Origin of the sequence: Dermatobacter hominis (assembly GCF_020715685.1) — a bacterium.
Classification (GTDB): Bacteria; Actinomycetota; Acidimicrobiia; order Acidimicrobiales; family Microtrichaceae; genus Dermatobacter; species Dermatobacter hominis.
Genome location: NZ_CP085840.1, coordinates 2,521,807 through 2,544,977, shown reverse-complemented (window position 1 = coordinate 2,544,977; position 23,171 = coordinate 2,521,807). Strand labels below are relative to the sequence as shown.

23 protein-coding genes and 1 riboswitch are annotated in these 23,171 nt (G+C 74.3%); of the genes, 11 read left to right on the top strand and 12 right to left on the bottom strand.

The features are described 5' to 3' along the window. Positions 1–33: 33 nt before the first annotated feature. The 3 genes from serS to pdxH all read left to right on the top strand — a co-directional run bounded on the left by serS (position 34) and on the right by pdxH (position 3,493). Complete coding sequence (gene serS, locus LH044_RS11975; RefSeq protein ID WP_227755820.1) at positions 34–1,314, top strand: serine--tRNA ligase; 1,281 nt, start codon at positions 34–36, stop codon at positions 1,312–1,314. Positions 1,315–1,342: 28 nt separating this feature from the next. Then, positions 1,343–1,407: riboswitch (Fluoride riboswitch) on the top strand. A 74-nt stretch (positions 1,408–1,481) separates the two neighbouring features. Further along, complete coding sequence (locus tag LH044_RS11970) at positions 1,482–2,807, top strand: voltage-gated chloride channel family protein (RefSeq protein ID WP_227755819.1); 1,326 nt, start codon at positions 1,482–1,484, stop codon at positions 2,805–2,807. A 50-nt stretch (positions 2,808–2,857) separates the two neighbouring features. Continuing rightward, the gene (gene pdxH, locus LH044_RS11965; RefSeq protein WP_227755818.1) at positions 2,858–3,493 is read left to right on the top strand and encodes a pyridoxamine 5'-phosphate oxidase; all 636 of its coding nucleotides are present in this window, start codon (positions 2,858–2,860) and stop codon (positions 3,491–3,493) included. A 4-nt stretch (positions 3,494–3,497) separates the two neighbouring features. Here pdxH and LH044_RS11960 read toward each other — a convergent pair whose 3' ends face one another. From LH044_RS11960 to orn, 7 genes are all read right to left on the bottom strand, one after another. Next, on the bottom strand, positions 3,498–4,217 hold the full coding sequence (locus tag LH044_RS11960) for an LCIB family protein (protein ID WP_227755817.1): 720 nt from the start codon (positions 4,215–4,217) through the stop codon (positions 3,498–3,500). A 9-nt stretch (positions 4,218–4,226) separates the two neighbouring features. Continuing rightward, complete coding sequence (locus LH044_RS11955) at positions 4,227–5,120, bottom strand: cytochrome c biogenesis CcdA family protein (protein WP_227755816.1); 894 nt, start codon at positions 5,118–5,120, stop codon at positions 4,227–4,229. Positions 5,121–5,145: 25 nt separating this feature from the next. Next, positions 5,146–5,808 carry a TlpA family protein disulfide reductase gene (locus LH044_RS11950; protein WP_227755815.1) on the bottom strand — a complete coding sequence of 221 codons (663 nt, stop codon included), beginning with the start codon at positions 5,806–5,808 and terminating at the stop codon, positions 5,146–5,148. A gap of 283 nt (positions 5,809–6,091) precedes the next feature. Next, a complete protein-coding gene (locus LH044_RS11945) occupies positions 6,092–6,478 on the bottom strand; it encodes a WhiB family transcriptional regulator (RefSeq protein WP_227755814.1) in 387 nt (128 codons plus the stop codon). A 289-nt stretch (positions 6,479–6,767) separates the two neighbouring features. Next, on the bottom strand, positions 6,768–6,953 hold the full coding sequence (locus LH044_RS11940; RefSeq protein ID WP_227755813.1) for a hypothetical protein: 186 nt from the start codon (positions 6,951–6,953) through the stop codon (positions 6,768–6,770). 206 nt (positions 6,954–7,159) lie between these two features. Next, on the bottom strand, positions 7,160–8,338 hold the full coding sequence (locus LH044_RS11935; protein ID WP_227755812.1) for an MBL fold metallo-hydrolase: 1,179 nt from the start codon (positions 8,336–8,338) through the stop codon (positions 7,160–7,162). After that, on the bottom strand, positions 8,338–8,949 hold the full coding sequence (gene orn / locus LH044_RS11930; protein WP_374210618.1) for an oligoribonuclease: 612 nt from the start codon (positions 8,947–8,949) through the stop codon (positions 8,338–8,340). The genes LH044_RS11935 and orn overlap by 1 nt, the downstream gene beginning before the upstream one ends. A gap of 96 nt (positions 8,950–9,045) precedes the next feature. Between orn and dut the strand changes: the two genes are divergently transcribed. After that, on the top strand, positions 9,046–9,483 hold the full coding sequence (gene dut / locus LH044_RS11925; RefSeq protein WP_227755810.1) for a dUTP diphosphatase: 438 nt from the start codon (positions 9,046–9,048) through the stop codon (positions 9,481–9,483). Between the two features lie 126 nt (positions 9,484–9,609). Here dut and LH044_RS11920 read toward each other — a convergent pair whose 3' ends face one another. From LH044_RS11920 to LH044_RS11910, 3 genes are all read right to left on the bottom strand, one after another. Next, positions 9,610–11,307, bottom strand: a complete 1,698-nt coding sequence (locus tag LH044_RS11920; protein WP_227755809.1) for a DEAD/DEAH box helicase — start codon at positions 11,305–11,307, stop codon at positions 9,610–9,612. A 297-nt stretch (positions 11,308–11,604) separates the two neighbouring features. Further along, positions 11,605–12,693 (bottom strand): site-2 protease family protein, encoded by a 1,089-nt coding sequence (locus LH044_RS11915; RefSeq protein ID WP_227755808.1) that lies wholly within the window; start codon positions 12,691–12,693, stop codon positions 11,605–11,607. A gap of 139 nt (positions 12,694–12,832) precedes the next feature. Beyond that, positions 12,833–14,293, bottom strand: coding sequence for a hypothetical protein (locus LH044_RS11910; RefSeq protein WP_227755807.1), 1,461 nt, complete (start codon positions 14,291–14,293; stop codon positions 12,833–12,835). Between the two features lie 118 nt (positions 14,294–14,411). Between LH044_RS11910 and LH044_RS11905 the strand changes: the two genes are divergently transcribed. The 3 genes from LH044_RS11905 to LH044_RS11895 are packed head-to-tail and all read left to right on the top strand — an operon-like array spanning position 14,412 to position 17,706. Next, on the top strand, positions 14,412–15,164 hold the full coding sequence (locus LH044_RS11905; RefSeq protein ID WP_227755806.1) for a nitroreductase family protein: 753 nt from the start codon (positions 14,412–14,414) through the stop codon (positions 15,162–15,164). Next, positions 15,161–16,591: an amidase gene (locus tag LH044_RS11900; RefSeq protein WP_227755805.1), complete on the top strand. Its 1,431-nt coding sequence runs from the start codon at positions 15,161–15,163 to the stop codon at positions 16,589–16,591. The genes LH044_RS11905 and LH044_RS11900 overlap by 4 nt, the downstream gene beginning before the upstream one ends. A 35-nt stretch (positions 16,592–16,626) precedes the next feature. Beyond that, positions 16,627–17,706, top strand: coding sequence for a glycosyltransferase family 4 protein (locus LH044_RS11895; RefSeq protein WP_227755804.1), 1,080 nt, complete (start codon positions 16,627–16,629; stop codon positions 17,704–17,706). 77 nt (positions 17,707–17,783) lie between these two features. Here LH044_RS11895 and LH044_RS11890 read toward each other — a convergent pair whose 3' ends face one another. Both LH044_RS11890 and LH044_RS11885 read right to left on the bottom strand, forming a co-directional pair. After that, positions 17,784–18,476 carry a hypothetical protein gene (locus LH044_RS11890; RefSeq protein ID WP_227755803.1) on the bottom strand — a complete coding sequence of 231 codons (693 nt, stop codon included), beginning with the start codon at positions 18,474–18,476 and terminating at the stop codon, positions 17,784–17,786. Beyond that, positions 18,476–18,982: a SigE family RNA polymerase sigma factor gene (locus LH044_RS11885; RefSeq protein ID WP_227755802.1), complete on the bottom strand. Its 507-nt coding sequence runs from the start codon at positions 18,980–18,982 to the stop codon at positions 18,476–18,478. The genes LH044_RS11890 and LH044_RS11885 overlap by 1 nt, the downstream gene beginning before the upstream one ends. A gap of 284 nt (positions 18,983–19,266) precedes the next feature. Here LH044_RS11885 and LH044_RS11880 point away from each other — a divergent pair, with 284 nt between their 5' ends. From LH044_RS11880 to LH044_RS11865, 4 genes are read left to right on the top strand one after another with little or no spacing between them, the layout of a single operon-like run. After that, the gene (locus LH044_RS11880; RefSeq protein ID WP_227755801.1) at positions 19,267–19,842 is read left to right on the top strand and encodes a MauE/DoxX family redox-associated membrane protein; all 576 of its coding nucleotides are present in this window, start codon (positions 19,267–19,269) and stop codon (positions 19,840–19,842) included. Then, positions 19,839–21,812, top strand: a complete 1,974-nt coding sequence (locus tag LH044_RS11875; protein WP_227755800.1) for a hypothetical protein — start codon at positions 19,839–19,841, stop codon at positions 21,810–21,812. The genes LH044_RS11880 and LH044_RS11875 overlap by 4 nt, the downstream gene beginning before the upstream one ends. Continuing rightward, positions 21,809–22,657 (top strand): hypothetical protein, encoded by an 849-nt coding sequence (locus LH044_RS11870; RefSeq protein ID WP_227755799.1) that lies wholly within the window; start codon positions 21,809–21,811, stop codon positions 22,655–22,657. The genes LH044_RS11875 and LH044_RS11870 overlap by 4 nt, the downstream gene beginning before the upstream one ends. After that, positions 22,654–23,163 carry a hypothetical protein gene (locus tag LH044_RS11865; protein ID WP_227755798.1) on the top strand — a complete coding sequence of 170 codons (510 nt, stop codon included), beginning with the start codon at positions 22,654–22,656 and terminating at the stop codon, positions 23,161–23,163. Before LH044_RS11870 ends, LH044_RS11865 begins: the two co-directional genes overlap by 4 nt. Positions 23,164–23,171: the final 8 nt, after the last annotated feature.

Below are 23,171 nucleotides of genomic sequence, written 5' to 3'. Positions count from 1 at the left end.
GGCGCCGCTCGGGCGCCGCTACCGTTCCGTCCCATGCTCGACGTGCGCCTCATCCGCAACGACCCCGACGCGGTCAAGGCCGGGCTCTCCCGTCGTGGGGAGGATCCCGCCGCCATCGACGAGGTCGCCGGGCTGGACGCCGAGCTGCGCAACCTGACCGTCCGCCGCGACGGCCTCCGGGCCGAGATCCGGACGCTGTCGAACGAGGTCGGCACGCTGTTCCGGGAGCAGCGCCAGGACGAGGCGAAGGAGCTCCAGGAGCAGAGCCGCATCCTCGGCGCCGAGGAGAAGGCGCTCGACGCCGGCGCGGAGGACCTGGCCGCCGAGCTGCGCGAGAAGCTGCTGCGCATCCCGAACCTGCCCTCGGAGGACGCCCCCGACGGCTCGGGTGAGGACGACAACGTCGTGGTCCGCGTCGAGCGGTTCGATGCCGACTCCTACGGCGAGCACCAGCGCGTCCCGCACTGGGAGATCGGCGAGGAGCTCGGGATCCTCGACGTCGAGCGGGCGGTGAAGCTGTCGGGCTCGATGTTCGTCATGTACCGCGGCGCCGGCGCCACGCTCGTGAGGGCGCTGTGCCAGCTCGCACTCGACCGCAACGTCGACCTGTACGAGGAGATCCGCCCGCCGACGCTGGTGCGGACCGACACGATGATCTCGACCGGCCACCTTCCGAAGTTCGAGGACGAGGCGTACCACATCGAGCGCGACGACCTGTGGGCGATCCCGACGGCCGAGGTGCCGCTCACGTCGCTCGGCCGCGACGAGATCGTCGACGAGGCCGACCTCCCGCGGCGCTACTGCGCGCACACCAGCTGCTTCCGCCGCGAGGCGGGCTCGGCCGGCAAGGACACGCGCGGGCTCCTGCGCGTGCACGAGTTCGACAAGGTCGAGATCCTGGCGTACTCGACGCCCGAGCAGGCCCCCGACCTCCACGCCGAGATCCTCGCCCGGGCCGAGGGCACGATCCGAGACCTCGGCCTGACGTACCGGATCCTCGACCTGTGCGCGGGTGACCTGGGCGCCTCGTCGAAGCGCACCTTCGACATCGAGGTCTACGCGCCGGGGGCGGATCGCTGGCTCGAGGTCAGCTCGGTGTCGTGGTTCGGCGACTATCAGGCCCGTCGGGCCAACCTGCGCTACCGCCCGGCCGAGGGCAAGGGCACCGAGATCCTCCACACGCTCAACGGCTCGGCGCTCGCAGTGCCCCGCGTGTGGGCCGCGATCGTCGAGACGTACCGCCGGCCCGACGGCACGATCGAGGTGCCCGAGCTGCTCCTCCCGTACTTCCGGGGCCGCACGCACATCGGGTGAGGTCGTCGCCGCCCGGCCGGGGTAGGTTGCCGGGACAGGCGATGGAGCTCGCCTTCGACCGCCGGTCCGCCGGCTGATGGCTCCTACCGGAAGGGCGCTCGGCGCGCCCGGGCGGTAGGTGCCGCCCGGGACCGGGTCGGGTGCCACCACCACGCGATGGAGGTGACATGACCGATCCGCCCGAACGTCCGGCCTCGCGTCGGCCCGTGCTGCGCCCGGTCGAGGCGCTCCGGCCGCAGGCCGCGTTCGCGATCGACCTGCTGCGGTGGGTCGCGCTCGGCCTGCTGGTCGGCGTGCTCGCCGGAGGTGCCGCCGCCGTGTTCCTCGCGTCGCTGCGGTGGGCCACCGAGACCTTCGACGAGCACGGCGGGCTGCTGTGGTTCCTGCCGCTCGCCGGCCTCGCGATCGGGCTGGCGTACCACTACGGCGGCGGCCGCTCGGTCGAGGGCGGCAACCTCATCCTCGACGAGATCCACGACCCGACCGACTGGGTGCCGCGCCGCATGGCGCCCATGATCCTGATCGGCACGATCACGACCCACCTCTTCGGCGGCTCGGCGGGCCGCGAGGGGACCGCCATCCAGATGAGCGGCAGCCTCACCGACGCCGCGTCCCGACTGCTGCGACTGGGGCGCGACGACCGCCGGATCATGCTCGTGACGGCGATCGCCGGCGGCTTCGGCGCCGTGTTCGGCGTCCCGCTCGCCGGCGCGGTCTTCGCGCTCGAGGTCCAGTCGGTCGGCCGGCTCCGCTACGAGGCGCTGGTCCCGTGCCTGACCGCCTCGGTCACCGGTGACCTGGTCGTCGAGGGGCTGGGGATCGGCCACACGCTGACCCCCCACCTCGGCCAGGTCGACCTGTCGGTCGGCCTCCTGCTCAAGGTCGCCCTCGCCGGCGCGCTGTTCGGTCTGGCGAGCGTCGCGTTCAGCATCGGGGACCACTGGGTGAAGCGGGCGTTCGGGCGGTGGGTGGCCTGGCCGCCCGCCCGACCGCTCCTCGGCGGTGCGATGGTGGTCGCCCTCACCCTGGCCGTCGGCAACCGGCTCTACAACGGCCTGTCGGAGGGCCTGGCCGAGGCGAGCCTCCTCGGGGCCCACGTCCCGACGTGGGCCTTCGCGCTCAAGCTGCTCTTCACGATCGTGACGCTCGGCTCCGGGTTCGTCGGCGGCGAGGTCACCCCGCTCTTCGTGATCGGTGCCACCCTCGGCGCAACGCTCGCGGCACCGCTCGGCGTCCCGCCGGAGCTGCTCGCCGCGCTCGGCTTCGTCGCCGTGTTCGCCGGCGCGTCCAACACGCCGCTGGCGTGCACGATCATGGGCGTCGAGCTGTTCGGCGCCGGGGCGGTACCGTACTTCGCGGTGGCGTGCGTCATGAGCTACGTCTTCTCGGCGCACCAGGGCATCTACCGGACCCAGCGCTCGTCCGGCCCCAAGGTGCCGGGGTGGCAGTGGGCCCGCTGGAGCGGCGGCGGGACGGAGGGGTCCGCCCCGTGACCGTCGCGGCGCGTGCCCGGCCCGTCACGGTCGGGTCCTACGCTCGGGCGATGCCACTCGAGCGCCGAACGGACTACGACTGGGGCACGCTGGTGGAGGCCGACGCGCCGGTCGACCCGTACGAGCTGCTCGACCGCTGGCTGGCCGAGGCCGACGCCGCGGGCGAACCGGAGTTCAACTCGATGGCGCTCGCCACCGTGGCCGACGGGCGGCCCACCGTCCGCAACGTGCTGCTCCGAGGCGTGGACGCGGACGGCCACCTCCGCTTCTTCACCAACCGGGACAGCCGCAAGGGCCTCGAGCTGGCGGCCCAGCCGCACGTCGGCCTGCTGTTCAGCTGGCTCGGGATTCACCGGCAGGTGCGCGTCGACGGCACCGTCACGCCCGCGCCCGACGAGGTGAGCGACGCGTACTTCGCCTCGCGCCCGCGCGACAGCCGGATCGGCGCCTGGGCGAGCGCGCAGTCGACCGTGCTCGCGGACCGGGCCGAGCTCGAGGCGCGGGTGGCCGAGGCCGAGGAGCGGTTCGCCGGCGAGGACGTGCCGCGCCCGCCCAACTGGGGCGGCTACCTCGTCACCCCCGACACGTTCGAGTTCTGGCAGGGCCGGCCGAGCCGGCTGCACGACCGCCTTCGCTACCGCCGCACCGGCGAGGGCGGCTGGGTCCGCGAGCGCCTCGCGCCCTGACGCCTCAGACGTCGAGCGGGCGGCGCTCGCCGTCGGCGCCCTTGATCGACGCGCCGGTCGGCCACACGTGGTCGGACCGCTCGGGGACGTGGACCTGCACGCCGGTGAACACCGCGACGTCCATGTCGCGCCACGCCTCCAGCGCGTCCAGCTCGGTCCAGATCTCGGCCTCGACGGCCAGGGCGGCCCGGTGCGTCAGCTCGATGATCTCGAGCGGGACCGCTCCGGTCTCGTCCTGCACGAAGCGCAGCAGGCGCTGGGCCTCGTGGTCGTCGAGCCCGCTCGGGAGCGTGTCCTCCTCGCCCCGCTTGACCACCTCGAGCAGCGACACCAGCGCCCCGCAGGTCGAGGTGGCGTGGTCCTGGTTGCGACGCAGGCTCTGGCCGACGCCGCCCTCGCGGTCCATGCCGATGTGGGGCATCCCGAACACGAGCAGGTGGCCGCGACCGGCGGTGTCGGGCACGTGCGAGAGGCACGCTCCCCAGCCGGTCCGGCCGAGCGACGGCATGCCGCCGAGGCCGCCGAGCGAGAACGGCCGGTGCCAGCGTTCGGCGACCTGGTCGATCAGGTGCTGGGTCAGCTCGTCGCGGCAGATCGACACGGCGGCGAACGTGGCCTCGGGTCGGAAGTCGTACGGGTCGAGCGCGGTCGCCACGCGGTCGAGGTAGGTGCCGACGGGGACGGCATCGGGGAACGTGGCGCGGAGGTGGGAGAGGACTGGCACGGCGACAGGCTATTCGGGCTCGGAGGCCACGTTGTCAGCGGCCCCCGTCCGGCGCACGAGGGCGACGGCGACGGCGGCGACGATGATGACCGCGGCGGCCGCGGCCAGCCGGCCCCCGCCGATCTCCTCCACGCGGTTCTGGAGCCAGCTCTGCACGTCGCGAGCCGCGTCGACGACGGGCGACGACGAACCCGACCCCAGCTCCTGGATCTCGACCCACGCGTAGTAGCCGACGAACAGACCCGCGAGCACCAGCAGGACGCCCGAGATCGTCTGCATGTGGGGGAGGATCCGCCGGAACGTCGTGACGATCCCGGTCCGGGCGAGCGCGACGGCCATCGTGAGGATGCCGAGCGTCATGCCCATGCCCAGGCCGTAGGCGACGAAGGCGGCGAGGCTCTGGCCGAACGAGCCGTCGAGCGTGACCGAGACGAGCGAGATGAACACGGGGATCGTGCAGCTCAACGACGCCACGGCGTAGGAGATGCCGTAGAGGAACATCGTCACGAGCTCACGCCCGCTGCGGTCGACGTCGACGTGCGGGAGCCGCACGGTCGGCTCGAACCCCCGGATCACCGCGATGCCGAGCACGACCAGGCCGATGCCGATGACGAGCGTGAACCACGGCAGGCGCTGACCCACCGCCGAGCTGATCGACGACCAGGCCAGGCCCATGATCCCGAACACGACCAGGAAGCCCGCCGTCACCGCCGCGGCGACGACCAGCGAGCGCAGCACCGGGCTGCGGCGCACCACCGAGGCGCCGGGTTCGAGCTCCCCGTCGGCGCCGGGCTGCTCCAGCCCGAGGAAGTAGGTCAGGTAGGCGGGCAGCAGCGCGAACCCGCAGGGGTTCACGGTCGCCACCATCCCGGCCGAGAAGGCCAGGGCGAGTCGGGCGCCCACGGCGGACCGCTCCCTCTTCCGCCGCTCAGTCGAGCAGGCCGTGGTCGCGCAGGGTGGCCTCGACCTCGTCCGCCGTCAGCGCGCCGTTGTGGACCTCGGCGATCGTGCCGTCGGCGTCGATGAACACCGTCCGGGGCAGGGCGGTGCCGCCGAACGCCGCGAAGATCTCGGCGCGCGGGTCGCGCCCGTTCGGGTAGGTCACGCCCGTCTGGGCGACCATCTCCCTGCCGGCGGCCTCGGTGTCGGTCACGTCGACGCCGACGACGGCGACGTCGCCGCCGTTGTCGCTCCACACCTGCTGCAGGTCGGGCATCTCCTTGAGGCACGGGGCGCACGTGGAGGACCAGAAGTTGAGGACGACCGGTCGGCCGCCGAACGCGGAGAGGCGCGTGGTGGCGCCGTCGAGGAGCGCGAGCTGCACGTCGGGGGCCGTGTCGCCCACGCCGGCCGGATCGGTGCCGTCGGGCACGACCGAGGCGCCCTCCACGCCCTCGAGCGCCTTCTCGACCCGGACGGCGCCGCTGTCGTCGTCCCGGGTGCCCACCCACAGCACCAGTCCGGCGGCGGCGAGGGCGATCGCCGTGATGACGAGCAGCCCGAACGGTCCGACGGGCAGACCGCGACGGGGGGTCGGGGCCTCGGCGCCGGGGGCGTCGCCGTCGGGAGCCGTCTGCTCGGTCCGCGTCATGGGAGGGGGTCCACCTCGGAAGTGTCGGGCGCCGGCCGCCGCGGAGCGGCCCGCCCGATCGGTGTTCCCGGTGGAGGGGCCGGGGCTGCCGGCCCCTCCACTGTAGTGATCCGGTCCCTCAGCGGTCAGCTCGCGAGCTCGTGCGTCACCGTCCCGCCGGGCCCCCGGATCCGAGAACGGGCCCCGTCGGCGAGGACGGGACGAGGGGGAGATCGAGGTGGTGGAGCGGCGCCCCGGGGGGATCGGGCGCCGCTCCACCGTCATGTCGTCAGGGGGTCGTGGATCACCGCGCCCCGGCGCTGACGAGCCGCCGGTACGCGTCGGGCACGTCCACCTCGGGGAACCGGTCCCCGGGGCGGGGGGTCTTCGGGGGCCGGCCCCGACGCCGCTTGTGCAGGACGATCCTGCCGGCGACGAAGAGGTGGCCACCCCAGATGCCGTACTGCTCGCCGCGCTCGACCGCGGCGTCCAGACATCGGGTGCGGACGGGGCAGGCGAGGCAGATCCGCTTCGCAGCGCTGATCTCGTCGAGGTCGTCGCTGAAGAACAGCGCCGTGTCGAGGTCGCGGCACGCCGCCTGCACCTCCCAGGCAGCCCGGTCGAGGACGCCGTGCGTGACGGCCAGGCCGGTGATCACGTCACCCTCGGGGCGGGTGTCGAGGATGCTCATGTCGGTGCTCCTTGTGCTCGGCGGCGTTGCCGATGTGCTCGGCGGCGTTGCCGGATCCGGTGCCGGCGAACCGGCGGGGGTCTCTCTTGTCGGGAGATCGGGTCGTGTCGGGAGATCGGGTCGTGTCGGGAGATCGGGTCGGTCTGGTCTGCGGGTCGGGGTCGGCGGCGGTGGCGGCGGTCCTGCGGGTCGAGCGGTCGACGTCGGAGGGCCGAAAAGCGGAAGAGCCGCCGGGTGGAGATCCACCCGGCGGCTCTGGAGCCAGTCCCTGCGCTGTCGACCTGTGCGGTCAGTGCGGAGGTGCTCCCCGTCGGGTGGTGGCGGTGGCCGGGATGGCGGCCTCGGCGCCCGGCTTGGTGCCGTACACGTTGGCGATCCCGAAGGCGTTGACCGCCGAGCAGAGATGCAGACGCGCACGCACCACACCGGATCGCCACATGGCGTCCTGCGTGTGGAGGGTCGTCATCTCGGTCATCGATCTGCTCTCGTTCCGTGTGCCGGGACGTCTCGTCGCAGGACGAGGCGCACCGGCGGGTGCGACGAGCGAACCACGCCGCCTCGGGGTGGGTCAAGCGAATACACCGCGAATTCCCGACGACGGTCCGCTGCCGGCGCGCTCACGCCGCCCGCCAGCCGCCAGCCGCCAGCCGCCCGCCACCCGCCGGCGTCAGGCGGGCTCGCTCAGGCGGGGAGGGGTCGGAAGCGGAGGAGCCCGTCGCCGTCGGTCCGGGTCGCCATCCGCCCCTGCACGCGGAGGTGTTCCAGGTGCGCGTAGGTCTCGGACTCGGCCATCGGTCCCCAGGACCGCTCCTGGAACAGGCGACGCGAGTACTGGCGGACCGTGGCGTCGCCGAGCTCCTCGCCGAGCCGCTCGATCTGGGCCAGCCGCTCGACGTGGTGGCCGATGATGTCGTCGACGCGTGCGGCGAGGTCGTCGAAGGGCAGCCCGTGCGCCGGCAGCACGTTCGTCACGCCGGGGAGCGCGGCGACGCGCTGCAGCGCGGCGACGAACTCCGCCAGCGAGTCGTCGCTCGCCGTCATGCCCGAGATGTGCGGCGTGATCGTCGGGAGCACGTGGTCGCCCGACAGGAAGGTGCCGTCGGCCGGGTCGAGCAGGCAGATGTGGTCGCCGGTGTGGCCGGGCGTGTGGATGACCTGCCACTCCCGCCGGCCGAGTCGGATCACGTCGAGGTCGTCGACCCGCACGGTCGGGTCGAGCTGCAGCAGGCCCTGCTTCGACAGGTCGTCCCAGGCCCGCATGGCCTCGAGCTCGCCGGCCCCGGGGCGGAAGCCCTCCTCGCCCCACGGCGTCGCCTCGGGCGGGACCTCGGGCAGCGGCCCGTCGCCGAACAGGACGCTCGCCAGCCGCTCGTTCCGCCCGGGTCGGCGGTGGTCGGGATCGAGGTCGTCGGGCGCCGATCCGTCGGTGATCCCGTCGGTCGCGGCCTCGAGCTCCTCGAGGTCGTCGTCGGGACGGGCGTCGAAGGGCGTGTGGAAGTGCCGGTGGGCGACGACCTCGGCGCCGTGCTCGACGCGGAGGCGGCCGGCGCCGCCGAAGTGGTCGGGGTGCGAGTGCGTGACGAGCACCGTGTGCACCCGCTCGGGTGGGACGCCGATCGACCGGAGGCGCTCCACGAGCACCTCGTTGGTCATCGGGTCGGGCATGCCGGGGTCGACGAGCGCCACGCCCCGCTCGTCCTCGAGGACGTAGCAGTTCACGTGCCCGAGACCCGGGATCATGATCGGCAGCTGGATGCGGGCGATCCCCGGGGCGACCTCGTCGACCTCGTCGCGGGCGGGGAGCCGCTCCTGGCGCACGACCGGCGCTCCCGAGCCGTCCCCTGCGGTGCCGTTCGCCATCAGCCGCCCGCCGGCGCGCCGTCGGCAGCCGGTTCGACCCCCGCCGGGTGGACCTCTGCGGGGTCGGCCCCTGCTGGCGCGCCCTCGGCGACGGGGACGAACACCTTGCCCCGCCAGTAGACGAGCTCTGCGACCGACTCCTTGATGTCGTCCATCGCCCGGTGGGCCGACGACTTCTTCGAGAGGCCGTCGAGCGAGCCGGGGTACCAGCGCCGGGCCAGCTCCTTGATCGTCGACACGTCGATCGACCGGTAGTGGAGGTGCTCCTCGATCTCGGGCAGGTGGACGGCGAGGAAGCGGCGGTCCATCCCGATCGAGTTCCCGCAGAGGGGCACGGTCCGGGGCTCGGGGACGTGCTGGCGGATGAACTCGAGCGTGGCGGCGCCGGCCTCGTCGAGCGTGATCTCCGAGGACCGGATCGCGTCGAGGAGGCCGCTGCGGGTGTGCATGTCGACGACGACGGCGTCCATCTTCGCCAGCTCCTCCTCGCTGGTGCGGACCACCAGGTCGGGGCCCTCGGCGACGATGTTGAGGTCGTCGTCGGTGATGAGCGTGGCGATCTCGACGATCACGTTCGTGGCCGGGTCCAGGCCGGTCATCTCCAGGTCCATCCAGACGAGCACCGTCCCACCCTACGGGGGCCCTGCTCGTCCGACCCACCTGGGGTCCGGCCGGTGGGCCGGACGGGACCCGGTATCGTCGCCGCCGTGCTGGAGGTGCCCGTCGTCCGACTCGATCCCGACCTGGAGCTGCCGCGCTACGCCAAGCCCGGCGACGCCGGTGTCGACCTGGTGGCGGCGGAGGACGTGGTGCTGGCCCCTGGTGGGGGGCGCGGCCTCGTTCCGACGGGCATCGCCGTGGCCATCCCCCGCGGGTACGCGGGGTTCATCCAGCCCCGCAGCGGCCTGGCGCTCAAGCACGGCGTCACCGTGCTGAACACGCCGGGGCTGATCGACGCCGACTACCGCGGCGAGCTGAAGGTCCTGCTGGTCAACACGGACCCGACCGAGGCGTTCACGGTGACACGCGGCGAGCGGGTCGCGCAGCTCGTGGTGCAGGCCGTCGAGCACGTCCGCTTCCTCGAGGTCGACGAGCTCGACGCCACCGACCGCGGCGAGGGCGGCTTCGGCCACACCGGCCGCTGAGCGGGAGATCTGGCCTCTGCGGCCGGGAGCGGGAGATCTGGCCTCTGCGGCTGGGAGCGGGAGATCTGGCCTCAGCGGCCGGGAGTGGGAGATCTGGCCTCAGCGGCCGGGAGCGGAGGCCTGGCCTCAGCGGCGAGGGCCGCGGGAGCTGGCGCGGGTCGACCCACCGGGTCGACCGCCGGCCGGCGACGAGCCGCCGCCCTGCCGGGCACCGCTGCGGTCCGACCGGCCGTTGCCGTCGGCCGCGCCGCCGGCGCGGCGACCGTCCTTGGCGTGGTTGCGCCGGTGGCGGCGACGGCGCGGGGAGTCGGCGGCCTCGTCGCGGTCCCGCTCCTCGGGGCGACGCCCGTCGGACCGCCGGCCGTCGGACCGACGCCCGTCGGCGCGGCCCCGGGCGGCGCGCTCGCGCTCGTCGGTCCGCTCGTCGCGGCGCTCGCCATCGCGAGGGGCGCCGCGACGGCTCTCGTCCCGGCGGGCGCTGGTCCGGCGTTCGCCGTCGCGCTCGCGCCGCGGGCGCTCGTCCCGGGTGCGGGCGTCGCCGCCCGAGCGGCGCGCACCGGCGCGCGATCCGCGCTGGTCGTTGCGTGCCTTCTCCCGGCGGGGTGAGCCCTCGCCGTCGTCGTGGCCGCGGGTCGCCTCGCGCCGCGAGCGGCGATCGGGCGGCGGCGACGCGGCGGGCCGGTCGGCGCGCGGCGCCGGCTCGCCCAGCGAGGCGAGGTCGACCGCGGTCAGGCCGCGCGGGAGGTCGAGGGCCTTCTGCAGGCCCTTCACCATGGAGGCCTTCTCGGGGATGATCAGGCTCACGACCACGCCGCGGGCCCCGGCCCGGGCCGTGCGGCCGGAGCGGTGCACGTAGTCCTTGGGGTCCTCGGGCGGATCGAAGTGGATGACCGCGGCCACGTCGTCGACGTGGATGCCCCGCGCCGCCACGTCGGTGGCGACGAGCGCGGCGGCCCGGCCGGCGCGGAAGTCCTCGAGCGCGCGGTCGCGCTGGTTCTGGGAGCGGTCGCCGTGGATGGCGGCGGCGGTCACGCCGGCCGAGGTGAGCTGCTTGGCCACGCGCTCCGCGCCCCGCTTGGTGCGGCAGAACACGACGGTCGGGCCCATCCGGTCGACGACCTGCGCCGCGGTCGCGACGCGCTGGGTGCGGTCGACCGACCAGAAGTGGTGCTCCAGGTCGGGCAGCTCCTCCTCGGGCACCTCGAGCTCGTGCAGGACCGGATCGTGCTGGTAGTTGCGGACCAGCACGTCGATGTCGCCGTCGAGCGTGGCGGAGAACAGCACGGTCTGGCGGTCGTCGCGGCACAGGTCGAGCAGCTTGCGGACCTGGGGCAGGAACCCCATGTCGGCCATGCGGTCGGCCTCGTCGAGCACGACGACCTCGACGTCGTCGAGCCGGACCATGCGCTGCTGGATCAGGTCGGCGAGCCGGCCCGGGCACGCGACGGCGATGTCGACACCGCGCTCGAGCGCCTTCTGGTTGCGGGGGATCGGCACGCCGCCGAAGAAGGCGGCGACCCGCGGGCCCTTGCGCCCGGCGAGCAGCTGGAGCTCGTCGGCCACCTGGGTGGCCAGCTCCCGCGTGGGGACGAGCACGAGGCGGCGCGGCCGCCGGGCCTCGGCGCGGGGGCAGCCCATGACGAGCGGGATGCCGAAGGCCAGGGTCTTGCCCGAGCCGGTCGGGGCCTTGCCCGACACGTCGCGCCCGGCGAGTGTGTCGGCGAGGGTGAGGGACTGGATCGGGAAGGGGGCGTCGATGCCGCGCTCGGCGAGCGAGGCGACCATCGGTGCGGGCACGCCGAGGTCGGCGAAGGTGGTGTTCACTGTCGTTCCTGTTCTGGTGCCCGCGTGACGTGCGGGCGCATCGGGGCACGCGCCGCGCTCGGCGGGGTGCGATGGGGGGTCTCAGGTGGTGTCTCGCCCGTATGCAGTTGGCGTCACGACACCTGCGACCGGCGAACGCTCACGGTCCTGCGGGACCCCTCGGCCCTGGAGCCAGGTCCTGGGACCGGGCCGTTGGGAGGGTCGGCGCCCGCTCGCTGTGGCGGGGCCTGACGTGTGGCGTGACGACCACGGTACCAGGTCGGGCCCGGTCCGACCCGTTCCGGGCTGGGCCGGTGCTCAGCCCGCAGCGCTGAGGGGGTGCAGCACGTCGACGTACATGCTGGTCGCGCCGAGCGCGAGCAGCGCCACGACGACGACGGCGGCCGCGACCCGGAACCGGTTCGGGTCCAGGCGGTAGCGGGGTCGCCGACGGACCGTCGCGATCGCGCCTTCTGTCACGACGATCGCCGCGTGGCCGCCGTCGAGCGGCAGCAGCGGCAGCAGGTTGAACACCGCGATGCTCGTCGAGAACAGGCCGGCGAGGAGCAGCAGCCGGCTCGGGTGCTGGTCGAGCAGGCCGTCGGTCAGCTGGGCCCCGCCGACGGCGCTCACCATGCGCTGCTCGGGCACCTCGCCGTCGGCCACCGAGCGGCTGTAGTCGGCGGCGCCGGTCACGAGGTCGCCGAGGCTCGTGACGGTGTCCCGAGAGACCTCCCACATGAGGGAGCCGGACCCGGTCGCGGCGCGGACCGGGCCGACGTCGATGTCGGGCGCCCACATCGCGTAGGTCCAGAACAGCAGCAGCGCGACGAGGAAGTTCACGCCGACGCCGGCGAGGATCACGGCCAGGCGCCGGGGCCGGGTCGCCGCCCGGTAGGTGTAGGGCTCGAGCGAGGCCTCGACCTCCTCGGAGGGGCCCATCCCCGGGATCTTGACGTAGCCGCCGAGGATGACGGCCTTCACGCCCCACCGGAGCCCGGAACGCGACGTCCGGCTCCACACGGTCGGGCCGAAGCCGAGGAAGTACTCGGTGGGGCGCATGCCGCACCGGCGCGCCACCACGAGGTGGCCGACCTCGTGGACGAGGATCAGCGCGACGAGGATGCCGAGGAACACGGCGGCGCCGGGGAGCCACCAGGTGAGCGCGGCGACGACGGCGACCAGCAGCGCGGCCCGCAGCGGGTGCCACTCGGACCGGCGGCCCTCGGCGTCGCCGGCGCGGCGCCAGCGGACGGCGAGCCGGCGGGGGAGGGGATCGTGTCGCAGGACCTCGACCTCGGGTCGCGCCGGACCCGGAGCGACCTCGGTCCCGGACGGCGCCGTGGACGTCGCCTCCGCACCGTGGGTGTCGGTCCCGTCCGTCCGGTGATCGCTCCCCAGCTGCATCAGAACGGAAGGTACCGACCGGATGGCCCATGCGGAAACCGGATCGCAGGGCAGAACCACCCAGCTCGACCGCCCGCTCGCACCCTCTCGGCTCCCGTCGGCGCGTCCGGCGCGCCACCGGTCACGGACCGCGTCCGGATCAGGCGCGATCGGCGACCGCGAGGTGCCGGCCGTCGGGGACGAGCTCGACGCGGCGCGGGCCGTCGGGCTCGTCGGTCCACACGATCAGGTGCGGTTCGCGCTCCACCGGATCCCACTCGACCACGCTGATCGCCCGCTCGAGCAGCCCGGTCCCCGAGTTGGCGTACCGGACGGGGTGCCCGGCGGCGTCGACCGGTCGCAGCATCGGCAGGTGCGTGTGGCCGAACACGAGCCACGGCCAGCCCCCGTCGGGCGCCCCGCCCTCGGCGGCGACCGCGTCGAGGTGGGCGAACAGGCGCTGCTCGTCGAGCGAGTCGAACCGCCGGTTGCCGCCGAAGCGCGGGTCGAGGGTGATGAGGCGGTTCCGGCCCCGCCCGGTCAGCAGCCGACCGAGGCCCTCCTCGTCGGGGAGGCCGTCGACGGAGTCGCCGAGCCCAGGGATGTCGTCGAACGCCGTGGCCAGCCACGTGATCGCCTGGCCGAGGAAGGCGGTGCCCGGGCCGTTCCACGCGTCGGTGAGGTGGCCGTGGGCCACGAACGCGTCCACGCCGGCGAGGCCGTCGGCGTCGGGACCCTCCGGCGCCGCCAGGCTCTCGGGCCGGGTCAGCAGGACGGTGTCGGCGACGTCGGTGCCGGGCAGGTGGGACCGGAGGTGGTCGACCAGGTGCTCGTCGGCGTACACGTCGTCGTGGTTGCCCATCGTGCGGTGGTAGCGGCCCTCTGCGGAGAAGCCCTCGCGCAGCAGCCGGTAGGTCGCGGCGTTGTTGGCGACGATGCGGTCGAGGTGCTCGGTGAGCAGCTCGCGGCGGGGCACGTCGGCGGCGCGGCCACCCACGCCGCCGGTGATCCGGGCGACGTCGTACACCGCCCCCCAGGTCGAGCCGCCGACCATCCAGAAGTCCTCGACGTCGCCGTTCTCGAGGAGGTCCCAGCCCTCGGCCGCGTACCGGGTGAGCACGCGCAGGGTGAGCTCCTTGGTCCGCTGGCGCGCCGGCCAGTCGAGCCGGCCGGGGATGCACCGGTGGAGGTCCGACGTGATGACGATCCGGCGGTCCGACGCCAGACGCCGGCGGCGCGGCGCGGGCAGCGGCGTGTCGCGTCCCTCGGCCAGCGCCCGCAGGTGGTCGTCGAACAGCGCGATCCGCTCGAGCGCGACCCGCTGCGCCCTCCGGCTGGCGACGGCCATCGCCGGGATGCTGAGCGGCGCGCCGAGCACCGTGAACGTGGCCTTGGCGAGCGCCCACGACGACGCGGTCAGCCCCGCAGGCGGCGGACCGGGTCGGGGTTCGGCGCCGAGCGAGCGGACGTGGTCGGCCTCGTCGGCCCACCGGCTGGCCCGGTCGAGCGTCTCGTCCCACCGCGGCAGCCGCGGCGGTCCCGGCAGGGACGGGCGTGGGAGCCGCGGGATCGGCAGCGCCGGGAGCGGCAGGCCGGACCGGCGCGGGAGGGGGAGTCGCAAGTGCCCAGCTTGCCACCGGCCGGCACGGAGGCGTCACCCGCCCGGGCGACCACCTACGCTGCGGTTCCGCGACGGAGCGACCGGGCCCGGCCGGCCGGCGACGGAGGGACGGGGGCGCATGACGACGAACGAACGGGCACCCGAGGGCGACCGCACGTACGGCGCCGTGGCCGCCCGCCTCGAGATGCCGCTCGTCGAGGCGATGGAGACCCAGCGGGCGGTGCGCAAGGTCCTCCCCGACCCGGTCGACGACGACATCGTGCTGCGCTGCATAGAGCTCGGGCTGAAGGCGCCCACCGGGTCCAACGGCCAGAACTGGCAGTTCGTCGTCGTCAAGGACCGCGAGCTGCTCGCCACCTTCGCCCAGCGGTACCGCCAGGCGTGGAGGCTCTACGGCGGGCTCGGCGAGCGGGTCGTGAAGGACGACCCGGCCATGCAGCGCGTGCTCGGCGCGGTCGCGTGGCAGGTCGAGCACTTCGAGGAGATCCCCGTCGTCGTGGTCGCCTGCCTCGAGGGCGTGCAGCGGTTCGCTCCCGTCCCCGCACTCGCCGCGAGCAGCCACTACGGCTCGATCTACCCGAGCGTGCAGAACCTCCTGCTGGCGGCGCGGGCCATGGGCCTCGGGGCGTCGCTGATCACGCTGCCGCTCTGGAGCGTGACGCTGTCGCGGCGGACGCTCGGCCTCCCGATGACGGTGCAGCCGGTGTGCATGGTGCCGCTGGGGTGGCCGCGAGGCCGCTACGGGCCGACGACCCGGAAGCCGGTCGGTGACGTGGTGCACCTCGACCGCTTCGGCACCCGACCCTGGCGCGGTCGCTCCATCGGCCGGCCCGACGACGACCGATCCCCCGAACCGGAGGTGCGCGCGTGACCAGCCTGCAGGGCCAACCCATGCCGTCGGTGGTCGAGGCCGCCGACGCCATCAGGGAGGGGCGGCAGTCGTCGCTTGAGCTGGTCGAGGAGTGCCTCGCCCGCATCGCGGCGCACGACGAGGCGCTGAACTCGTTCGTGCACCTCGACCCGGACGGTGCCCGCCGGGCCGCCGAGGCCGTCGACGAGCGCGTCGCCGCCGGCGAGGCGGACCTGCTCGGCCCGCTCGCCGGCGTGCCGTTCGGCGTGAAGGACCTCGAGGACTGCCAGGGCATGCCCACCAGCCACGGGTCGCTGCTGTACAAGGGCGGCCCGCCGATGCCCGCCGACTCCGAGCACGTGGCCCGGCTGCGCGCCGCGGGCGCGATCCCGATCGGCAAGACCGCCGCCCCCGAGTTCGGGACGATCCAGTACACGTACACGAAGGCGTGGGGCGCCACGCGGAACCCGTGGGACACCGAGCGAACGCCCGGCGGGTCGAGCGGCGGTACCGCCGCGGCCGTGGCGGCCGGGTTGATCCCGTTCGGCACGGCGTCCGACGGCGGGGGCTCCACCCGCATCCCGGCCGGCTTCTCCGGGCTCGTCGGGCTCAAGCCGAGCCACGGTCGCATCCCTCACCCCGACGAGGACCCGTCCGAGACCGCCTGCTACGGCGCGCTGACCACGACCGTGGCCGACAGCGCCCGCCACCTCGACATCACCGCCGGCCCCCACGACACCGACCGCCTGTCGCTGCCGCCGCCGACCATGCGCTACGAGGACGCGATCGAGACGCTCGACGTGTCCGGGCTCAAGGTCGGGTGGTCCTCGACGCTCGGCTTCGCGCCCGTCGACCCCGAGGTCGAGGAGATCTCCCACGCCGCCGCGCTCGACGCGGCCCGGGCGGCCGGGGTGGATCTGATCGACGTGGACGTCCACCTCACCGACCCGGTCGCGACCTGGCTGTCGGCGGGCGCGATGTCGCTGTGGCTGGGCATCCAGGAGCACGAGCACTGGCCGGAGCGCGCCGACGACCTCACGCCGTTCGTGCGGATGGCGCTCGAGGCCACCTACGACCGCCCGTTGCGCACGCTCGTCAACGGCTACCGCCGCCGCCTCCAGCTCCAGCAGGACATGGCGACGCTGTTCAGCGAGATCGACGTCCTGATGACGCCGACGACCGCCGTGCCGGCGTTCCCGGCGAAGGGTCCGTCGCCCGCGCAGATCGGCGGCGTCGACGTGAACCCCGCGATGAGCGTCCCGTTCACGATGCTCGCCAACCTCTGCTGGAACCCGGCCGTCTCGGTCCCGGCCGGCCTGAGCAGCGACGGCCTCCCGATCGGCCTGCAGGTCATGGGGCGGCGGCACTTCGACGAGGTGCCCCTGCGGTTCGCCCGGCTGCTCGAGGTCGAGCGGCCCTGGCCGCTGCACGCCCCCGGCTACCTCTGAACCGCCGACCCCCGGAAGGCAGACCCCCGAGCGTCATGCACCTCGTCGTCTACACCGACGCCGCCGAGCGCGGCGGCGCCGAGTCCTCCATGGGGATGTTCATCGAGCGGTTCCGACCCGACATCCGGGTCACCGTCGTCGGCCCCCACGAGCAGGTGATCCGGTGGCTGGCCGGCCGCCGCCCCGGGTCCCGGTACATGGTCCTCGACGAGATCCACGACCGCAGCGACGTGCGGGCGATGGTGCAGCACCGGCGGGCGCTCCGCTGGTTGCAGCCCGACCTCGTCCACTTCAACCTGTCGACCATGTCGTCGTGCCAGTGGGCGCTCGCCGCCGCGCTGACGATCCCGGGCCTCCCGGTCGTCGTCCTGGAGCACTCGCCGGTCGGGACGTGGTCGTCGCTGTCGAACCGGCTGAAGCGGATCACCTCCGCACGCGCCGACGCGCACGTCGCGGTCGGCCACCGCGCCGCCCGCATCATCGAGGAGCTCGGCGAGCTGCCCGAGGGCTCGATGCGGGTCATCCACTCCGGCGTGCCGATCGTCGAGCTCCACCCGCCGGCCCGGACCTCCGACGACTTCACCGTCGGCATGCTGTCGCGCCACGACCCGGTCAAGGGCATCGACCTCGCCATCCGCGCCGTCGACCGGCTCGGTCCGGGTTCGCGGCTGGTCGTCGTCGGCGACGGGTCGGAGCGCCCGGCGCTCGAGGCGCTGGTCGACGAGCTCGGCGTCGGCGACCGCGTCGAGCTGCGGGGCTGGGACGACCACGCCCGCGACGTGCTGCCCACCTTCGACGTGTACCTGCTGCCGTCGCGGCTCGAGGCGTTCCCTGTCACGGTCATGGAGGCGATGCAGGCCGGCGTCCCTGTCGTGGCCACCGACGTCGGCAGCGTGCGCGAGGCGGTCGACGACGGCGAGACCGGGCTGGTCGTGCCGGTCGAGGACCTCGACGCCATCGTCGACGCGCTGGCGCTCCTGCGGGACGATCCGGCTCGCCGCACCGCGATGGGGGAGCGGGCCCGGGAGGTCGGGCTCGAGCGCTTCGACGCGGACGCGGCGGTCCAGTCGTGGGAGGCCCTCTACGACGAGGTCATCGCCGCCCGGCGTCGCTGAGCGGTCGAGTCCACGCCGATGTCGGGCACCACCGACCGACCAGCGGTCCGTGGCGCCCGAGTTCGAGGGAGGGCCGGTCAGGGCACCTCGACGGTGGTCGTGCCGGGGGCGACCTCCTCGTCGTCGCCGGGCGTCGAGGTCGGGCAGCCGTCACCGACGCCGAGGACGCCGGTCACCTCGGCCACGTAGGTCCCTGGTTCGAGCCCCTGCGGCAGCGTGAACCGGAACGTGTGGTGGACCGCTCCAGGCACCGTCGTCGGCACGGTGGCCCCGGGTTCCGGACGCTCGACCGAGGCGGAGCACCCGATCTCCGCCTCGATGATCTGCAGCGACGCCTCGGTCAGGGCATCGCCCTCGGCCGGGTTCCAGCACGCCGAGCCCTCAGCCTTCGCGACCATGGCAGGACCTTCGCCCTGCAACCGGACGTGTGCGCACGCCTTCGTCGTCGAGGCGATGCCCACCACCGGGTCGTCGACGTCCACCTCGACCGCGCCGCCCACGTCCGTCGCGGCGACGGTCAACTCGTCCTGGGGCAGCGTCGTCGTGGCCTCCGTCGTGCTCGACGCCACCGGGCTGTCGTCGTCGGACGTCCCGCCCGAGAGCGCGAACACGCCGGCCAGCACGACCAGCACCACCACGGCGGCGATGCCGCCCGTCACGAGTCCCTTGGTCATGCGGTCCCTCCGCTGCAGTCGGGCGCCGCGGTCGACCACGGCCTGGAAACGCTCGTCGGGGCGGGACGGCGGCGGGAAGTGGCCCGTCGACGGCATCAGTCGGCCCTCGCGGCGATCTCGTCCAGCTCCGCCATGTGGTCCCTGAGCCGCCCGCTGGCACGCGACAGGTGCGTCTTGACCGAGCCGGTCGACATCCCGAGGGACGTCGCGACCTGGTCCTCGCTGAGGTCGACGAGGTAGCGCATCACGACCACCTCCTGCTGGCGGTTGGAGAGCTTGTGGACCGCACGGGCCAGGTCGACCCGCAGCACGGCGTCGTCGTCGGGGCGATCCGACGCGACGTGCTCGGTCCGTGGCTCCGGCCCGGTCCGCCGCTCCCGTCGCACGTGGTCGATCGCCAGGTTGCCGACGACGCGGAGCAGCCACGCATCCGGGTTCGGGTGCGAGCGCACCTGGCCCCACCGGGCGTAGGCACGGGCCAGCGCCTCGGCGCTGAGGTCCTCGGCGACCGCCTCGTTCCCGATGAGACGGCGAGCGGTCCGGAGGGCGCGGTCGTGCATGCGCTCGTAGAACGCACGGAACTCCTCGTCACGCACCGGCACCGGCAACACACCCTCCTACGACGTTGGACGGTACTGAACGGTTGACAGCCGATGGGACAAGTCCGCTCGACCCGGGAGGATCCACCCATCACCCTCGCGGGCTGAGAGGGTGGCGGCGGCGGGTGGAGAGATCCACCCATGGCCCGGGCTCGGGCCTGCGCAGGTCCGGTGAGCCAGACCTCCTGCTGGTGCGGGCTGTGCTGCGCGCACGGGTCAGCGGCGGGTGGACAGATCCACCCATGGCCCGGGATCGGGCCTGCGCAGGTCCGGTTAGCCTGACCCCCGTGTCTGCCGTGGACGCCCTCTTCTGGGCCGCCTGCCTGGTGCTGGTCGTGGCCGGTGCGTCAAAGCTCGCTGCGCCCGAGCAGGTCGCCGGGACGCTGGCCTCGCTCGGCCTCGCCCGACCGGCCGCCCCCGGCCGGATCCGCGGCATCGGGACGGCCCGGACGATCGGTGCGGTCGAGGTGGCCCTCGGCATCGGCGCCCTCGTGATCGGGGGTGCGATCCTCGCCCTCGGCGTCGCCGCCGCCTACCTGGCCTTCGCCGTCGTCGTGGTGCTGGCCCGGCGCCGTGGGCTCGAGTCCTGCGGCTGCTTCGGCGCTCGGAGCGCGCCGCCCAGCTGGGTGCACGTCGCCGTCAACGTCGGCTCGGCGATCGTCGCGATCGTCGCGGCCGTGCTCGACGGGGGACCGGTCCCGGCGGCCGACGGCCTGGCGGAGCTGGGCGGGACGGGCGTGGTGGTGGCGGCCCTGGTGCTGCTGACCGCCCTGCTCGTGGTGGTGCTGGACACGACCGTGGCGGACGTGGTCGAGGCCACGCGGGCGCTGCGGGATCAGGAACGAGCGGCGGAGGCAGCATGACGGCGACGGACGTCCCGATCACCCGGGACCCGATGAACGTGCTCGGCGGGCCGACGGGGGTCGCGACGCTCGACGCCCCGCCCGCCAGCGACGCCGGCCACGCCGACCCCGCGCCCGGGGCGCGGCGCCGGCGCCGAAGCCTGGCGGAGCGGGTGTCGTCGTTCCTGGAGCGGCGGGTCGACCGCCGGGGCGTCCTGCGCAAGGGCGCGATGGCGGGCACCGCGCTCGCCGTGGCGCCGGCGACGTTCGCGCTCCGTCCGGGCAGCGCGTACGCCGCGGTCTGCGCCCGCAACGCGCTCTGCAACGACGGCTACACCGAGTTCTGCTGCACGATCACCGGCGCCAACCGCTGCCCACCGGGCACCGCGCTGGGCGGCTGGTGGAAGGTCGACGGATCGAACTTCTGCGGTGGCGGACCCCGGTACTACATGGACTGCAACGCCGGCTGCGGCGGTTGCGGCTGCGGCGCCAACGGCATCTGCCCGGGCAGCTGCTCCGGGACGCCGTGCGGCTGCGCGAACGGCGACTGCAACAACCGCAAGGCCGGCTGCACCGGCTTCCGGTACGGCCAGTGCAACCAGGGCATCCGCTGCCTCGGGCCGATCGTGTGCCGCGTCGTCACGTGCACCGAGCCGTGGCGGATCGACGGCACGTGCACGACCGCGGCCCGGACCGACAACGCGACCCGCTACCACTCGCGCCCCTGCCTCGAGGTCGACGCCATCGGCCAGGTCGACTCCTGCACGGTCGTGCCCGGCGGCGTGCGCGTCACCGGCTGGGCCATCGACCCGAGCGCCGTCGGCGTGCCGATCAGCGTGAACGTCTACGACTGCCTGCGCCCGCAGGCGACCGTCCTCGCCAACATCTGGCGGGAGGACGTCGCCATCGGGTACCCGGGTCAGGGTCCGTTCCACGGCTTCGACGTCTTCTACCGGTTGTGCCCGGGCGACCGCCTGGTGTCGGTCGCGGCCAACGACACGTCGGGTCGCGGGTCGAACTGGATCTTCCACCAGATGGTGACGATCAACCCGAACGCCTCCGGCCACTTCGACCAGGTGGAGGGCGGCGTCGGCAGCATCCGGGCCAGCGGCTTCGTGATCGGCGCCGACGGCGGTCAGCTGCCCGTCGACATCTACGAGGACGGTCGCTTCATCACCAGGGTCGTGGCGAACCTCAGCCGCCCCGACCTGGGTGCGGCGTACCCGCACCTCCACGGCCACTACGGCTTCGACATCGGCTGGCCCGCCGGCCCCGGCAACCACAACGTGTGCATCATCGCCCGCAGCCCCGGCGGCGACCGCGACGTCGACCTCGGCTGCCGCCCGGTCACGGTGGCCGCCGACCCGGCCGGTGCTGTCGAGTCGGTCACGTCGCCCGGGTCGGGCTCGCTGCGCATCATCGGCTGGGCCCGCGACGTCGACACCGCCTCGCCGATCCAGGTGCGCGTCACCGTCGACGGCGCCGACCGCGGCACCTTCACCGCCAACCGCTCTCGCGGCGACGGGTGGAACGGCTACGGCTTCGACATCACGCTCACCGGCATCAGCCCGGGCGCCCGCAACGTCTGCGTGACGGCGCTCAACGCCGGCGCCGGCTCGAACGTCTCGCTCGGCTGCACGACCACCGGCGTGGCCGCGGTGGTGGCCGGCCAGGTCATGGCCCTCGAGGCGGCGGGCGACGGCGTGCGCGTCGCGACGACCGGCGTCGAGCGGACCGACGGCGTCCCCGCCAACGTGCGGGTGCTCGTCGACGGCCAGTTCCGCGCCTCGCTGCGCGCAGGTCCCGACGGCATCGACGAGGTCCTGTCGCTGCCGCCGGGCGACCACGAGGTGGTGGTTACCGCCACCGTCGACGGCCCGCGCACGATCCCGCCGGTGCTGGCCAGCGCCCGGGTGTCGGTGCCCGAGCCGGCCGGCGCCGTGGCCGCCGCCCCCGCGGGCAGCGCCGCCGACGCGGAGGTGGGCCCGTGACCGTCGCCGTCGTCCTGCTCGGCGTGGTCGTCGCGCTGCTCGCCGTCCTCGTCGTGAGCCTCCTGCGCAGCCACGCGGAGATCCTCCGCGCCCTCCACGACCTGGGCGTCGACCTCGACCCGGCCAACCCCGCCGATGCGGCCCGCGCCACGAGGGCCGCCCGCGCCGCCGCCCCGGCGTCGACGGCGTCGGCCGCCGCCGCCGCGGCGCCGATCGAGGTGCCGCCCGGTGAGCTCGTCACCCAGGAGGGCGTGCCCGCCCCCGGCGAGCTGCTCGGCATGGGGGCGTTCGACCTCGTCGGCACGGACCCCTCGGGTGACGCCGTGGCCATCGGGGTGCTCGGCGGGACGCACCGCACGCTCCTCGCCTTCCTCACCACCGGGTGCACGACCTGCCACCAGTTCTGGTCGGCCTTCGCCGAGGGCGTCGAGCTGCCCGCCCCCGACATCCGCCTGGTCGTCGTCACGCAGGGCCACGAGTCCGAGTCGCCCGCCCGCGTCGCCGAGCTGGCACCCCCGGGGGTCGACGTCGTCCTGTCGTCGGACGCCTGGGAGGACTACGGGGTCCCGGTGGCGCCGTACTTCGCGCTGGTCGACGGCGACGAGGTCGTCGGCGAGGGCGCGGCCGCGTCGTGGCCGCAGGTGGTCGACCTGCTGGGTCGGTCGCTCGCCGACACGGGCCGGGCGCTGGGCGCCCCCGGCGGCTCGCCGTCGCGCCGGGCGTTCCTGACCGGCCGCGACCGGGCCGAGCGGGTCGACGCCGAGCTGGCGGCGGCCGGGATCCGACCCGGTGACCCCCGCCTCTACGAACCGGTCGTCGACGTCGACGCCGAGGAGGGCCGATGAGCGCCACGAGGGTCGCGCCGGCCCGCACGTTGACCGCGCACGGGATGTCGGTGACGGTGCCGGCGGGGTGGGACGGATCGATCCGCCGCGCCGCGGGCGATCCCAGCGACACGCCGGCGGCCGACGTCGGTCCGATGGGCACCACCAACCCGGTGCTGCACGTGGCGAGCTTCCCGCTGCCGGCCGTCCGCGGCGACTACGGCGGCGGCGCGGTCGAGGAGATGGGCCCGCACGACATCTTCATCGCGCTCGTGGAGTTCGATCCCGAGGCCGGCGCGACGCCGCTGTTCTCGAGCGTCGGCATCCATCGGCCGCTCCGCGCGTCCGACTTCGACCGGGCGACGATGCACCGCCCGCTGCTCGGGGCGAGCGGGCACCAGCAGTTCTTCCACGTGCACGGCCGGGCGTTCGCGCTCTACGTCGCGCTCGGCTCGCACCGGCTGCGCGGCGTGTCCGCGCCGCGGGCCGACCGGGTCCTGGCGACGCTGTCGATCACCCGTCGGTGAGCGGCCCG

Coding starts and splice junctions, on each gene's coding strand:
- LH044_RS11950 (WP_227755815.1), bottom strand. CDS start 5,808: ATGACGCGGACCGAGCAGACGGCTCCCGACGGCGACGCCCCCGGCGCC.
- LH044_RS11865 (WP_227755798.1), top strand. CDS start 22,654: ATGAGCGCCACGAGGGTCGCGCCGGCCCGCACGTTGACCGCGCACGGG.
- LH044_RS11875 (WP_227755800.1), top strand. CDS start 19,839: ATGACGGCGACGGACGTCCCGATCACCCGGGACCCGATGAACGTGCTC.
- LH044_RS11935 (WP_227755812.1), bottom strand. CDS start 8,338: ATGGCGAACGGCACCGCAGGGGACGGCTCGGGAGCGCCGGTCGTGCGC.
- LH044_RS11945 (WP_227755814.1), bottom strand. CDS start 6,478: ATGAGCATCCTCGACACCCGCCCCGAGGGTGACGTGATCACCGGCCTG.
- LH044_RS11895 (WP_227755804.1), top strand. CDS start 16,627: ATGCACCTCGTCGTCTACACCGACGCCGCCGAGCGCGGCGGCGCCGAG.
- orn (WP_374210618.1), bottom strand. CDS start 8,949: ATGGACCTGGAGATGACCGGCCTGGACCCGGCCACGAACGTGATCGTC.
- LH044_RS11890 (WP_227755803.1), bottom strand. CDS start 18,476: ATGCCGTCGACGGGCCACTTCCCGCCGCCGTCCCGCCCCGACGAGCGT.
- LH044_RS11905 (WP_227755806.1), top strand. CDS start 14,412: ATGACGACGAACGAACGGGCACCCGAGGGCGACCGCACGTACGGCGCC.
- LH044_RS11915 (WP_227755808.1), bottom strand. CDS start 12,693: ATGCAGCTGGGGAGCGATCACCGGACGGACGGGACCGACACCCACGGT.
- serS (WP_227755820.1), top strand. CDS start 34: ATGCTCGACGTGCGCCTCATCCGCAACGACCCCGACGCGGTCAAGGCC.
- pdxH (WP_227755818.1), top strand. CDS start 2,858: ATGCCACTCGAGCGCCGAACGGACTACGACTGGGGCACGCTGGTGGAG.
- LH044_RS11940 (WP_227755813.1), bottom strand. CDS start 6,953: ATGACCGAGATGACGACCCTCCACACGCAGGACGCCATGTGGCGATCC.
- LH044_RS11970 (WP_227755819.1), top strand. CDS start 1,482: ATGACCGATCCGCCCGAACGTCCGGCCTCGCGTCGGCCCGTGCTGCGC.